General features: G+C 74.2%; 11 protein-coding genes. 7 read left to right on the top strand and 4 right to left on the bottom strand.

What is annotated here, in order from left to right; all coding sequences use genetic code 11:
• Positions 1-100 precede the first annotated feature (100 nt).
• The 4 genes from NLX85_RS06385 to NLX85_RS06370 all read left to right on the top strand — a co-directional run bounded on the left by NLX85_RS06385 (position 101) and on the right by NLX85_RS06370 (position 4,391).
• Complete coding sequence (locus NLX85_RS06385; RefSeq protein ID WP_254332195.1) at positions 101-2,380, top strand: EAL domain-containing protein; 2,280 nt, start codon at positions 101-103, stop codon at positions 2,378-2,380.
• A 128-nt stretch (positions 2,381-2,508) separates the two neighbouring features.
• Positions 2,509-3,141 carry a hypothetical protein gene (locus tag NLX85_RS06380; RefSeq protein WP_254332193.1) on the top strand — a complete coding sequence of 211 codons (633 nt, stop codon included), beginning with the start codon at positions 2,509-2,511 and terminating at the stop codon, positions 3,139-3,141.
• A 155-nt stretch (positions 3,142-3,296) separates the two neighbouring features.
• Positions 3,297-4,055 carry a MerR family transcriptional regulator gene (locus NLX85_RS06375; protein ID WP_254332191.1) on the top strand — a complete coding sequence of 253 codons (759 nt, stop codon included), beginning with the start codon at positions 3,297-3,299 and terminating at the stop codon, positions 4,053-4,055.
• An 18-nt stretch (positions 4,056-4,073) separates the two neighbouring features.
• A complete protein-coding gene (locus NLX85_RS06370; RefSeq protein WP_308210674.1) occupies positions 4,074-4,391 on the top strand; it encodes an antibiotic biosynthesis monooxygenase family protein in 318 nt (105 codons plus the stop codon).
• Positions 4,392-4,439: 48 nt separating this feature from the next.
• Here the strand turns inward: NLX85_RS06370 and NLX85_RS06365 are convergent, their stop codons facing one another.
• Together NLX85_RS06365 and NLX85_RS33375 are read right to left on the bottom strand one after the other, a co-directional pair.
• Positions 4,440-5,957 carry a GntP family permease gene (locus NLX85_RS06365; RefSeq protein ID WP_254332187.1) on the bottom strand — a complete coding sequence of 506 codons (1,518 nt, stop codon included), beginning with the start codon at positions 5,955-5,957 and terminating at the stop codon, positions 4,440-4,442.
• A gap of 46 nt (positions 5,958-6,003) precedes the next feature.
• On the bottom strand, positions 6,004-7,545 hold the full coding sequence (locus NLX85_RS33375) for a gluconokinase (protein ID WP_254332185.1): 1,542 nt from the start codon (positions 7,543-7,545) through the stop codon (positions 6,004-6,006).
• Between the two features lie 269 nt (positions 7,546-7,814).
• Here NLX85_RS33375 and NLX85_RS06355 point away from each other — a divergent pair, with 269 nt between their 5' ends.
• The gene (locus NLX85_RS06355; protein ID WP_254332183.1) at positions 7,815-8,972 is read left to right on the top strand and encodes a hypothetical protein; all 1,158 of its coding nucleotides are present in this window, start codon (positions 7,815-7,817) and stop codon (positions 8,970-8,972) included.
• 34 nt (positions 8,973-9,006) lie between these two features.
• On the opposite strand, the gene NLX85_RS06350 is transcribed toward NLX85_RS06355, so the two are convergent.
• Positions 9,007-9,444: a VOC family protein gene (locus NLX85_RS06350; RefSeq protein WP_254332181.1), complete on the bottom strand. Its 438-nt coding sequence runs from the start codon at positions 9,442-9,444 to the stop codon at positions 9,007-9,009.
• A gap of 175 nt (positions 9,445-9,619) precedes the next feature.
• On the opposite strand from NLX85_RS06350, the gene NLX85_RS06345 reads away from it, so the two are divergent.
• A complete protein-coding gene (locus NLX85_RS06345) occupies positions 9,620-10,912 on the top strand; it encodes a hypothetical protein (protein ID WP_254332179.1) in 1,293 nt (430 codons plus the stop codon).
• On the opposite strand, the gene NLX85_RS06340 is transcribed toward NLX85_RS06345, so the two are convergent.
• On the bottom strand, positions 10,900-11,493 hold the full coding sequence (locus tag NLX85_RS06340) for a hypothetical protein (RefSeq protein ID WP_254332177.1): 594 nt from the start codon (positions 11,491-11,493) through the stop codon (positions 10,900-10,902). The genes NLX85_RS06345 and NLX85_RS06340 overlap by 13 nt on opposite strands.
• Positions 11,494-11,755: 262 nt before the next feature.
• Here NLX85_RS06340 and NLX85_RS06335 point away from each other — a divergent pair, with 262 nt between their 5' ends.
• Positions 11,756-12,943 carry a phosphotransferase gene (locus NLX85_RS06335; protein ID WP_254332175.1) on the top strand — a complete coding sequence of 396 codons (1,188 nt, stop codon included), beginning with the start codon at positions 11,756-11,758 and terminating at the stop codon, positions 12,941-12,943.
• Positions 12,944-12,948 lie beyond the last annotated feature (5 nt).

Genomic DNA, 12,948 nt, shown 5'->3' with positions numbered 1-12,948 from the left:
CTGACTAGGCTTGCGCCGATCGCCGTCCGCAACCGGTCCTCACCGTCGAGGGTGCACGTCTGAGAGAGAGCCGGAGCGAATCGTTGTACCGCAGCAGGACGTGAGCCTCGCCGCCGTGGCGCCGGCCCGTCACCCGCTCTCCGGCCGTGTCGGGCTCGTCGCGGCCGCCCTCGTCGTACTCGGGGAAACGGTGTGGCTGGTCGGCGGCCTGCCGGGCGGAGCCCTGGTCAGCGACCTCGGCGCGGTGGCGGTGTCGAGCTGGGCGGCGGTGGCCTGCGCGCGGGTGGCCCGGCGGCACCCGACTCCGCTGCGCCGGTTCTGGGCGCTGCTCGTGGCCACCATGGTCCTCGCGGCGCTCGGCCGGACGGTGTGGACCCTCGAGCGGCTCGGCGGGCACGACCTGCCGCACACCCCGCTGGTCGGCGGGCTGTTCACCGCCGGCATCCTCACCGGCACGGCCGCGCTGCTCTGCTCGCTGGCCGCTCCGCGCAGCCTGGTCGGGCAGGCCCGCATCCTGCTCGATGGGGTGATCGTCGGGCTGGCGCTCATCCCGATCGGCTGGGTGGTGGTGTTCCGCGACCTCGCCGACGCCGACCTGGCCGATCCGTTGCGTACCTTCGGGCTGCTCTACCCGATGCTCGACCTGATGCAGCTCACCATCCTGGTGGCGGTCGCCGGGCCGGCCCGTCCGATGTGGCGGGCGCTCACCCTGATCGGGGTCGGCCTGGCCACGCGGGCCGCCGCCGACGCCGTCTACGTCTCCCTCGTGGCGCACGGCAGCTACGCCCCCGGCCACCCGATCGACGTCTGCTGGCCGCTGAGCTACCTGCTGATGGGGCTCGCCGCCCGGTACCCGCCGCCGCCCGCCTGCGAGGGGGAGGAGGAGACCGGCGAGTCGCCGCTGCCGCCGTGGTGGCGGGTGGCCCTGCCGTACCTGCCGGTGGGCGGGGCGATCGTCGCCGTGGTGCTCTCCCGGCGGCCCACCGGGCAGACCCCACACATGATCTTCATCGGCATGATGGCGCTGCTCGGGGTGCTCGCGCTGCGTCAGGGGCTGGCCGCCAACGAGAACCTGCGGCTGGTCGCCCGGCTGCGCCGGCTCGCCTACTCCGACCAGCTCACCGGCCTGCCCAACCGGCTGACCTTCACCCGGCGGCTGCGCCGGGCCCTGCGCGACGGCGGCCCGGTCGCCGTGCTGCTCCTGGACCTGGACGGGTTCAAGCAGGTCAACGACCGCTTCGGGCACGCCGCCGGGGACCGGCTGCTGACCACCATCGCGGCGCGGATGCGGGACGCGACCGGCCCCGACGGGATGATCGCGCGGCTCGGCGGCGACGAGTTCGCCGTGCTGGTCGCCGGCGACCGGCAGGTGCCGCCCGAGCGGCTCGCCGTCCGGCTGCTCGCCGCCCTCGAACCGCTGCCCGGCGAGGAGGACCTGGGTGTGCACCCGTCGGCCAGCATCGGCATCGCCGAGTACGGCCCGCAGCACGCCTCCCACACCGACCTGCTCCGCGACGCCGACATCGCCATGTACGCGGCGAAGGCGGCCGGCAAGTCCGCGTACCGGACCTGCACGCCGCAGCTCCGGGAGTCGGCGGTGACCCGGGCCGAGCTGATCGCCGACCTGCGCCGCGCGGTCGACGAGGGTCAGCTGCTCATGGAGTTCCAGCCCATCGTCGACCTGGCCACCGGCACGGTACGCAGCGCCGAGGCGCTGGTCCGCTGGCGGCATCCCCGGCTCGGGGTGCTCGCCCCGGCCCGGTTCCTGCCGCTGGCCGAGGAGACCGGGCTGATCCTGGCCGTCGACCGGTGGGTGATCCACGAGGCGTGCCGGGCCGCGGCCACCTGGCGGGAGCACGCGCCCGAGGTGACCGTGGCCGTCAACATCGCCGCCGCCCACCTGCGCCGGCCCGACCTGATCGCCACGGTAACCGGGGCGGTCGGCGCGGCCGGCCTGCCGCCCCGCGCGCTCACCCTGGAACTCACCGAGTCCGCGCTGATCGAGGGGAGCGAGGCGGTGCTCGACCGGCTGACCCAGCTCCGCGACCTGGGGATCGGCATCGCCATCGATGACTTCGGCACCGGCTACTCCTCGCTGAGCTACCTGCACCGGATCCCGGCCACCGAGCTGAAGATCGACCGGTCGTTCGTGTCCCGGCTGGACGCCGACGACGCGCGGGCGTACGCCACGGTCGAGATGGTCAACCGGCTGGCCGGCGCGTTCGACCTGGCCGTGGTGGCCGAGGGCGTGGAGACCGGCAGCCAGCACGCCGCGGTGACCGCGATCGGTTGCCTGCACGGCCAGGGCTGGCGCTACGGTCGCCCGGTCCCGCTGTCCGAGCTGCTCCACGCGCTCACTCCGGTCGACGCGGCCCGCTGACCGGCCCGGTCGGCGCCGGGCCGAAGGTCCCGGGCAGGACAGGGGGTTCGGCCCTGCTGGCGATGCCCCGTCCACCGCCACGATGGTGTCGGCAAGCAACGAAAGACACCATCCATACAGGAGCAGACATGAAGCGACGGACCCTCGACCTGTTGTTCAGCATCGGCGGGCTGGGCCTCGCGGTCCTGCTGCTCGTCGTCGGCGTCGTCCTGACGACGAACGCCAACTTCGCCAACCACTACGTGCACGACCAGCTCGCCGCCCAGCACATCAGCTTCACGCCGGCCGACAAGCTGAGCGACGAGGAGAAGAAGTCGGGGTGCCTGCGCGAGTACGCCGGCAAGCAGCTCACCACCGGCAAGCAGGCCGAGTGCTACGCCAATGAGTACATCGGCCTGCACCTCAAGGCGATCGGTGGCGGCAAGACGTACGCCGACCTGGGCGCGCCGCAGAGCGCACTGCGCGAGCAGGTGGCCCAGGCCCAGCAGACCAACGCCGCCAACCTGGCCGACCTGCAGAAGCAGCTCGCCGACGTCAGCGTCCAGCGGGAGACCGTGTTCAAGGGCGAGACGCTGCGCGGCCTGCTGCTCACCTCGTACGGGTTCAGCGAGTTCGGCCGCAAGGCCGAGCAGGGCGCGCTGGCCATGTACCTCGGCGCGGCGCTGCTCCTGCTGCTCTCGGTCGCCGGCCTGGTGCACGCCTTCCGCACCCCGGTCAGCGAGACCTTCGCCGCCCCGGAGCGGGAGCGGATCACCACCTGACCCGGTCCCCGATCGCCCCCGGTCTCCCGCACCCCCGCGGGAGACCGGGGGCGATCGCCGTTTCGTGCGCCGGCCGGGTGGCGCGGGCCGCAGAATCGGGCTTGACCCTCACGCAACGGCAGGCGGGAGCCTTGGTCGCGGAAGGGAGGGAACCCATGGCGTACACGGTGGGTCAGGTGGCGCGGGCCGCCCGGGTGACGGTCCGGACGCTGCACCACTACGACGAGATTGGGCTGCTGCGGCCGAGCGGGCGCACGTCGGCGGGCTACCGCCGCTACGACGACCGCGACCTGGACCGCCTGCAGCTCATCCGCTACTACCGCGAGCTGGGGTTCCCGCTGGACGAGATCGCCGAGATCCTGGACGATCCGGCGGCCGACCCGGCGGCGCACCTGCGCCGGCAGCACGAGCTGCTGTCCGGGCGGATCGGCAAGCTCCAGGAGATGGTCGCGGCGATCGAACGCGCGATGGAGGCGAGGAAGTTGGAGATCCGATTGACGCCGGAGGAGCGGTTCGAGGTGTTCGGGGACTTCGACCCGGACGAGCACGCCGACGAGGTCGAGCGGCGCTGGGGGGATACCGAGGCGTACCGGCAGTCGCAGGAGCGGGCCAGCCGCTACTCCAAGGAGGACTGGCTGCGCAACAAGGCCCAGAACGAGGACTGGGGGCGGCGGTTCGCCGCGCTCATGGACTCGGGCGCGCCGGCCGACGGCCCGGAGGCGATGGCACTGGCCGAGGAACACCGCCAGCTCATCACCCACTGGTGGTACGACTGCTCCTACGAGATCCACACCGGGCTGGCCGACATGTACGTGGCCGACCCGCGGTTCACGGAGTACTTCGAGACGATCCGGCCCGGGATGGCCGCGTACCTGAACGAGGCGATCCACGCCAACGCGATCAGCCGGGCCTGATCCGGCCGGGGTGCCAGGATGGGCCGGACGGCTCACCCTCGGGAGGCCACGTTGTTCATCGTCGCCGGCACCCTCTACGTCGACCCGGCCCAGCGGGACGCCTACCTGGCCTCCTGTGCGGAGGCCGTCCGGGCGGCCCGCTCGGCGCCGGGTTGCGTGGACTTCGCGGTCAGCGCGGACCTGGTCGAGCCGGGCCGGATCAACGTCTACGAGCGCTGGGAGTCCGACGAGCAACTGCTCGACTTCCGCGGCTCCGGCCCGGACGGGGAGCAGGCGGCGATGATCCTCGGCGCCGAGGTGCACAAGTTCCGCATCTCCGGCGTCGAGGCGCCGTGACCCGGGCGCCCGACCGGCCGGGCCGGGCGCCCGGGCGACAAGCGCCCGCTACAGGATCAGGTCGAGCAGGAGGACACCGGCGAAGCCGACCACCGAGATGATCGTCTCCATGACCGACCAGCTCTTGATGGTCTGCCCGACGGTCAACCCGAAGTACTCCTTCACGAGCCAGAAGCCGGCGTCGTTGACGTGCGAGAAGAACAGCGACCCGCAGCCGATGGCCAGCGCCAGCAGCGCCACCTCGGTGCCCGGAAGGGTGGTCGCCAGCGGCGAGACGATGCCGGCGGCGGTGATGGTGGCGACGGTGGCCGAGCCGGTGGCCACCCGGATGCCGACCGCGACCAGCCAACCGAGCAGCAGCGGCGACAGGTTCGCGCCCTTGGCGGCGTCCGCGACCAGGTTGCCCACGCCCGCGTCGACCAGCACCTGCTTGAAGCCGCCGCCGGCGGCGACGATCAGCAGGATGCCGGCGATCGGCGGCAGCGAGCCGCCCAGGAAGCCGGAGACCTGGTTGCGGCTGAACCCGGTCCGGTAGCCCAGGAAGATCATCGCGAAGATGACGCCGGCCAGCAGCGCGACGATCGGGGTGCCGACGATGTCCAGCGCCTTGCGGCCGGGGGTGTCCTCGGCCAGGGTGAGCTCGCCGATCGCGCGCAGCAGCATCAGCACCACGGGCAGCAGCACGGTGACCACGGCGGCCCAGAGCGCCGGCTCGCGGCGGGCGCGCGGACCCACCGGCTCCTCGATCGGTGCGCCGGGGCGGCCGGCGCCCGGGTTGACCAGGTCGTCCTCGGTGACCAGGTCGCCGTCGGCGTCGAGCCGGCCCTCGCCGGGGCGGGTCGGCCGCCGGTCCCCGCCGACGGCCAGCGGCCGCCGGGTGGGCAGCAGCGCCTCGGGCGCGGTGGCCGGCACGTGGCGGGCGATGAAGTTGCCGAAGACGGGGCCGGCGACGATCACCGTGGGGATCGCCACCAGCAGGCCCAGGGCCAGGGTCTGGCCCAGGTTGGCGCCGAGCGCGTCGATCGCGACCAGCGGGCCGGGGTGTGGTGGCACCAGGCCGTGCAGCACCGACAGGCCGGCCAGCGCCGGGATGCCGATCTTCATCAGCGGCACGTCGACCCGGCGGGAGACCAGCAGCACGATCGGCACCAGCAGCACCACGCCGACCTCGAAGAAGAGCGGGAGCCCGATCAGCGCGGCCACGCCGGCCATGGCCCAGGGCAGCGCGCCGCCGGAGACCCGGCCGACCACCCGTTCCACGATGCTGTCGGCGCCGCCGGATTCGGCGAGCAGGCCACCGATCATCGCGCCGAGCGCGATCAGCAGGCCGACGCCGCCGACGGTGGAGCCGACCCCGCCGCTGAACGAGGTGACGATCTTGTCGGCGCTGACCCCGGCGACCACGCCGAGCACGGCCGCGCCGAGGATCAGCGCCAGGAACGGGTGCACCTTGCCCCAGGCGATCAGCACCACCACCGCGGCGATGCCGAGCAGGGCGGCGATGACGAGTTGGGTGTCACCGGCGTTCGTGAGGGGTTCCGCCGGTGCGGCGAGCAGTGTGACCACGGCAATCACGACCTTCGGTAGTCGTCCGTGCCTCCGGTACGGGCGATCACTGGGGAGCAGCGGTGGGTGTTGGTTCCGGCGGCAGGTTTGGAGCCAGCCGTCGCAGGGACGCGAACGTCGGGACGAGCGCGTCGTACAGCTCGGAGAAGAGCGGCAGCAGGGCCGCGTACGTGGCGGCCGAGGCGGGGTCCGGGCGGACCGTCTCCTCGATCCGGACCAGGTCGGCGGCGACCTCGATCGACTCGATCAGGCCCAGCGCCTGCATGCCGAGCAGCGCGGCGCCGAAGCTGGAGCCCTCGTGCCCGACCGGGAAGCGCACCGGCATGCCGAGCGCGTCGGCGAGGATCTGCCGCCACAGGGGGCTGCGGGCGAAGCCGCCGCTGGCCCGGACCTCGCGTACCTCGTTGCCGGCCGCCCGGACCGAGGCGAGGACGAGGGCGAGCTGCTGGCAGACCCCCTCCAGCGCCGCCCGGACCAGGTGCGCCCGGCCGTGCCCGTGGGTCAGCCCCACGTAGGCGCCGCGGGGTAGCGCGCTCCAGTGCGGGGCCCGCTCGCTGAGCAGGTACGGCAGCATGATCAGACCGCCGGAGCCGACCGGCGCCCGGGCGGCCAGGTCGAGCAGCTCCTCCTCGGCGTGCTCGCCCAGCTCGGGGGCGAGCGCCTCGTTGGCCCACTGGAGGACGATCCCGCCGTTGTTGATCGCCCCGCCGACCACCCAGCGGTGCTCGGTCAGGGCGTAGCAGAAGACACCGCCGAGCGGGTCGACGCCGGGGCGTTCCACCATCACCCGCATGGCCCCGCTGGTGCCGATCGAGCAGGCCACCTCGCCGGGATGGACCGCGCCGAGCCCCAGGTTCGCCAGCGGCCCGTCGCCGGCGCCCACCACGAGCGGGGTGTCCGCGGGCAGGCCGGTGGCCCGCGCGGCCTCGGCGGTCAGCCCGGGCAGCACGTGGGTGGTCGGGACGAGCTGCGGGAGCTGCTCCTCGGTGATCCCCGCGATGCCGAGCGCCTCGGCGTCCCAGACCAGCCGGTGGATGTCCATCAGCCCGGTGGCGGAGGCGACCGAGTGGTCGGTGACCAGCGCCCCGGCCAGCCGCAGCAGCACGTAGTCCTTGATGCCGACCCAGTGCGCGACCCGCTCGTGCAGCCTCGGCTCCTGCTCGGCGAACCAGACCAGCTTGGGCAGCGGCGCCATCGGGTGCACGGGAGTGCCGGTGCGCCGGTGCAGGGCCAGCCCGGAGGGGACGGCGCGCAGCCGCTCGGCCTGGGCGCTGGCCCGGGAGTCGGCCCAGGTGACCGAGGGGGTGAGCGGGGTGCCGTCGGCGTCCAGCCCGATGAGGCTGTGCATGGCGGTGCTGAACGACAGGCCGGCGATGGGCCGGCCCAGTTCCCCGACCACCGCCCCGATCGACCCCACCACCGCGTCGAAGATCCGTACCGGGTCCTGCTCGGCGTAGCCGGGGCGCGGCTCCTCCAGCGGGTAGCCGATCGAGTGCGTGGCGAGCTGCCGGCCGCCGGTGTCGTACGCGACCGCCTTGGTGCTGGTGGTGCCGATGTCCACCCCCACCACGACGGCCGGGTCACCCACCGGTGCACCTCCTCGCGTCCGGCGGGGGTCGCGGCGCGTCCCGCCCTGCGGCTGACGTTACCGACGCACCCACCCCCTCGCACGGCGAAGCGGGGCCGCCCGGGGGCACGGCGACGGCCGCCGTGAACCGACGCGAAAGATTCCGCCTAACGTGTCGCGCAATCATCCGATCGGTCAAATCGGCGACTTTGGCGTGTCTTGCCACCCCTGCGCCGCAGTTGACATGAATGACACCCCGATTGGTGGGCTCGCGCGGCGGAGGAGTCGGCGTGGCGATGACTGATTCGACGGGTTCCACATGGCGTTACCGGTGGGCGCACCGGCAGAACGACCGGCGGCAGCGGGCCTTCCGCGTGGCCGACGAGGCGTGGCGACGCCGCGACGACGAGCTGCGGCGACTGCGTACGCTCGCCGGGTCCTTCCACGGCTCGGCCGAGGCCGGCGCGGGCCTGCCCATGGAGCTGGCCCCCGGCGAGGTGGTCTTCTGGACCCTGCCGGCCGCGCAACTGGTCGAGGTCCGGCACACCGCCGTGCTGCCGGCCCCCGAGCTGACCGTCGACCCGGAACCGCCGGTACTGCGCCCGCGCCGCCCCGAAGGGGTGAAGGTCACCGACGCCGGGCTCGCCGTGCTCACGAACCGGCGTCTCGTGCTGCTCGGCGGGCGGGGCCGGCGCGACTGGACGTACGGGCGGATGACCGGGCTGTCCCACGACCCGGGGGCGCCGGTCACGCTGATCCAGGTCCTCGACCGGCGGCGTACCTCCGGTCTGCTGCTGCCCACCGGCGCGGTGGGCGACTTCCGATTCAAGCTCACGCTGGCCTTCGCCGACGCGATCGAGCAGCGCGCCGCCGTCGTCGCCCAGCTCGACGAGCTGATCGCGGAGCACGACGCGGTGCGGCCGGCCCGGCCGGCCGTGCTCACCCCCGCGCAGGCCCGGGTCACCGCGCTGCTCCCCGGCGGCCGGCGGACCGTGGCGGTCGGCGCGGCCCTCGCGCTGATCGTGCCGGCGATGCTCTTCGAGTCGGACCCGCCGGTGCGCCCCGGCTCGGAGATAGCCTCCGCGGCCACCCCGGCGGCCACCGCCACCCCGGTGCCCCTGCCGATCGCCCCCGCCGTCCAGGTCAAGCCCAAGCCGCAGCGCACCCGGACCGCGCCGACCACCGCGCCGTCCCGGAGCACCGCGCCGCAACCGGCCGCCGAACGCCGCTGCGGCGCCCCGGTCAACCCCTACGGGTACGACTTCTGCGGCGGCCAACGGATCCGCAAGCCGGCCGCCGGGATCTGCGACGTGCTCGAGTGCGTGCCCGGCTTCTGGTCCGGGCGCGGCTGGCTGGTGCAGTGCCGCGACGGCACGGTCAGCCTGACCGGCGGGCAGCGCGAGTCGTGCGCCGGCCACCAGGGCTACCGCCGGACCTTCTGGACCTGACCGCTCAGCCGCCGCTGCCCGACGGCCTGTCCCGCTACGTGGTGGAGCCGAAGTCGGGCACGGTCAGCGAGCCGTCCCCGGCCAGCGGGAAACCCGGGTTCCAGGCGATCTCCCAGACGTGACCGTCCGGGTCGGTGAAGCAGCCGGCGTACCCGCCGTAGAACGTGTCCCGGGCCGGCCGGGTGACCGTCGCGCCCGCCTCGGCGGCCCGGCCCAGGACCTCGTCCACCTCGGCGCGGCTGCGCACGTTCTGCGCCAGGGTCATTCCGCCGAAACCGTCCCCGCCGGGGTCGGCCAGGCCGGCGTCGTCCGCCAGCTTGTCCCGCCCCCACAACACCACCGCCAAGCCGCCGGCCTGGAAGAACACGGTCTCCTCGACCTCCTGGCCGCGCCACCCGAGGCGCTCGTAGAAGATGCGGGCCCGGGCCAGGTCGGCCACGCCGAGGGTGATGAGACTGACGCGCTGGTCCATCTCCGGACCGTACCGCCGCTCCGGCCCGCGCAGGCCTGGACCTGGTTCGACGTCGCCTCCCCCGATCGGCCAGCCGGAAAAGGCCGAACCCTGTCGATGCCGTCCATGTCCCTTCCCGGACGCCGACGGTTGTACCGGATGGACGCGGAAGCCCTTCATGATGCGAGGCAACCCGGTGACGGCGAAAGACGGCGAGGCGCGCGGCTGGCGGGCCCGGTGGGTCGGACGGGAGAACGAGCGGCGGCGCACGGCGTACGAGGCCGCTCTGCAGGCGTGGCGCCGGCGCGACGAGGAGTTGCGCCAGCTCTACACCGAGGCCGAGGAACCCACCCAGTTGGCGGAGGCGCCGGCGGGGCTGCCCGTGCAGCTCGACGACGACGAAGTCGTGCTGGCCGTCGAGGCCGCCGCGGAACTCGTCGAGGTGACCGCGCGACACACCGCAGGTCTGCCCACCGCCGAGCTCACCGTCGTGCCCCTTGAGGACGGATCGACCCCACAGCCGAGGGGCGTCAGCGTGGTCGACGCAGGCACGGCGGTGGTGACCGACCGGCGGCTGATCATCGTGGGCCGCGACGAGCAGGAGGAGTGGCCGTACGCGCGGATCGCCGGGATCGCCCACCACCCCGGCGACCCGCTCACGCTGCTGCACGCGAAGCGCCCGGGCCGGATCCGCGGCGTGCGGGTGCCCCGGACCGCCGCGTCCGCCTTCCGGCTGCGACTCACCGTGGCGTACGCCGACGCGACCGGAGCGCGCGCGGCGCTGCTGGACCGGCTCGACGACGCCGTGGTGGACCACTGGCACGATCAGCTGCCCGGGCCGACGCCGGCCAGTCCCGCCGACGCGCCGCTGACCGCCCGGCTCGTCCGGCCGGCCCTGGTCACCGCCGTCGCGGTGGCACTGGCCATCGCCGCGGTCGCCAGCGTCGTCCACGGGTCCCTCCCGGACCGGCCCGTGATCGGGATGGAGGTGGACGGAGGCACCGGGGTGGAGCCCACCGGCCCGGGCGTGCCGTCCGGGTCCCCCGGTCCCAGCGCACCGGACAGCCCGACCACTCCCCCCGCCACCGGCACCACCTCCGACCCGCCGCCGGCCGCGGAATTCCGCACCGCCGCGCCCACCTCCGCGACGACCACCCCCGCGACGACCACCCCCGCCACCGGCGGGCCACGGGACCACCCCCGGTCGTCGCCGAGTGCGACCGGCAGTCCCGCGCCGACCTCGCCGAGCCCCACCCCGGCGGACCGCTGCGGGGCGCCGGCCAACCCGTACGGCTACAACTACTGCGGCGGCTCCTACGTGTACGCCCCCGCCTCGGACGTGTGCGACTACTTCGCCTGCGTCGACAACCTCTGGAGCGGCAACGGATACCTGGTCCAGTGCGAGGACGGCCTGACCAGCAGGACCGGCATGAAGGGTGGAGGGTGCGCCGAACACGGCGGCACCAGACGCCCGGTCTACGCTGCCTGACCGGGTCCGAGCGCACCGCCGACCGCAGTCCGCCGCAGCGGGAACAGTCCACCGAAGACCAGGGCCGCGCCGACCGGCAGCAGGTCCAGATCGACGGCGATCGCGACGAACCCGGCCAGCACCAGCACCGGCCCCCACACCGGCAGCAGCCGCAGCACGACCGCCCGGACCAGCAGCACCAGCAGGCCCAGCTCGAACAGCATCGGCCCGCCCAGCAGCACCACGTCCGGCGGCGGCACCGCCTCGGCGAACCGCGGGAACAGGTCGCCGAGGATCACCCAGATGAACGCGGCCGCGCCGACCAGACCGGCGACCGCGGCCACGTCGTCCACCGCCCGCAGCCGGGGCGAGACGGTACGCAGCAGGCCGTGCAGCCCCACGATCACCGCCCCGAACGCGAGAATGCCGACCAGGAACAGGGTGTGCCCGGTGTTCCACGCCCACGCGCCCTTGTCGCTGTGCCCGTCCAGGCGGTCGACCGTGCGCAGGAGGCCGTAGCCGAGCAGCAGCAGCGCGGCGGCCAGGGCGGTCGGCCGCAACCACGGGTATGACGTGCGCGTCGGCTTATCGGTGAGTGTCATGGCCCCAGCCTCGCCGCCGGTCGTGCCGAAGGCATCCGGGTGCAACCCGTACCCGTCCCGGACCGCCGACCCCCGATCCGACTCGGGGACGGACACGCCCGGCCGTACGGGCATCCCGCCACGTCCGGTTGCGCTGTCCGGGTCTGTCGAACCCGGTCAGCCCTTGTCAGGTCACGACCGGCGCCTGACACGCCTGACCGGCGCGAGGCGGACCGGTCGATAACCGCTCGCTGTCAGGTGGAAGTGACGCTACGGTCTCGGCGTGTCTCGCACGGTGACTCTCGTCCTGGTCGACGCCGCCGGCCGGCCGCTCGGCGCCCTGCCCCCGTACGACGTGCCAGAGCCCTGGTGGCAGCAGGTCGGCGCCATCGTCGACGAGGCCCACCGCCGCTACGGCGTCGAGGTTGCCGTCCTGCGGCTGCTCACCGCCGACCGTCCCGAACCGCCCGGCGGCCATCTCACCTACCTCGCCGAGGCGACCGCGCCGCCGGCCGTACCCCTGGCACCGGTGTCCGTGGACCTCACGCCGCACCCGCTGCGCGCCCCCTGGGCCGAGCCCGGCGGCCCGGCCCGCAGCCTCGCCTGGGCCACCGCCGAGCTGAACCGGCTCGGCCGGACGGTGATCGCCGTCGCCCAGCACCGCACCTGGAACCTCTCCGCGATCTGGCGACTCGACGGCGAGCGGGGCAGCGCCTGGCTCAAGCAGGTGCCTCCCTTCTTCCGACACGAGGCCGCCGTGCTGCGCTGGCTCACCACCGCCGCACCCGACACCACGCCAACCCTGCTCGCCGCCGACGACACCGGCCGGATCCTCCTCGACCACATCCCCGGCGAGGACCGCTACGCCGCCGGCCCGGCGGAACGGGCCGCCATCGCCGCCGACCACCACGGCCTCCAACTCCGCGCCGCCGCCGACGTCACCGCGCTGCTCGCCGCCGGCGTACCCGACCTGCGCGGGCCGGCCCTCGCCGGCTGGACCCGTGACCGGCTCGCCCCGCATGACCTCTCGGTCGTGGCCGACCTGCTCGCCGGCCTCGACGACCGGCTCGACCAGGTACGCGACTGCGGCCTGCCCGACACCCTCGTCCACGGCGACCTGCACCCCGGCAACGTCCGCGGCGACGGCATCCGGCGGACCGTCATCGACTGGGGCGACGCATTCGTCGGACACCCCGCCTTCGACATCCTGCGCCTCACCGAAACCCTGGCCCCGGCCACCGCCGCACCACTGCTCGACGCCTGGGTCGCCCGCTGGCGGGCCGACGTGCCCGGCAGCGATCCGCGCCGGGCCGTCGACCTGCTCCGCCCGGTCGCGCCGCTGCGAATGGCCGCCGTGTACGCGATGTTCCTCGCCGGCATCGAACCGAACGAACACCCTTACCACGTGCACGACGTGCCGGCCTGCCTGAAACAGGCGGCGCAGACGCAGGGGGCCACGGCCACGTCCTGACGGTC

Source organism: Micromonospora sp. A3M-1-15 (assembly GCF_024213425.1).
Classification (GTDB): domain Bacteria; phylum Actinomycetota; class Actinomycetes; order Mycobacteriales; family Micromonosporaceae; genus Micromonospora; species Micromonospora chersina.
Note: the sequence above shows the minus strand (reverse complement) of the source record. Positions and strands in the feature narration are given on the sequence as shown.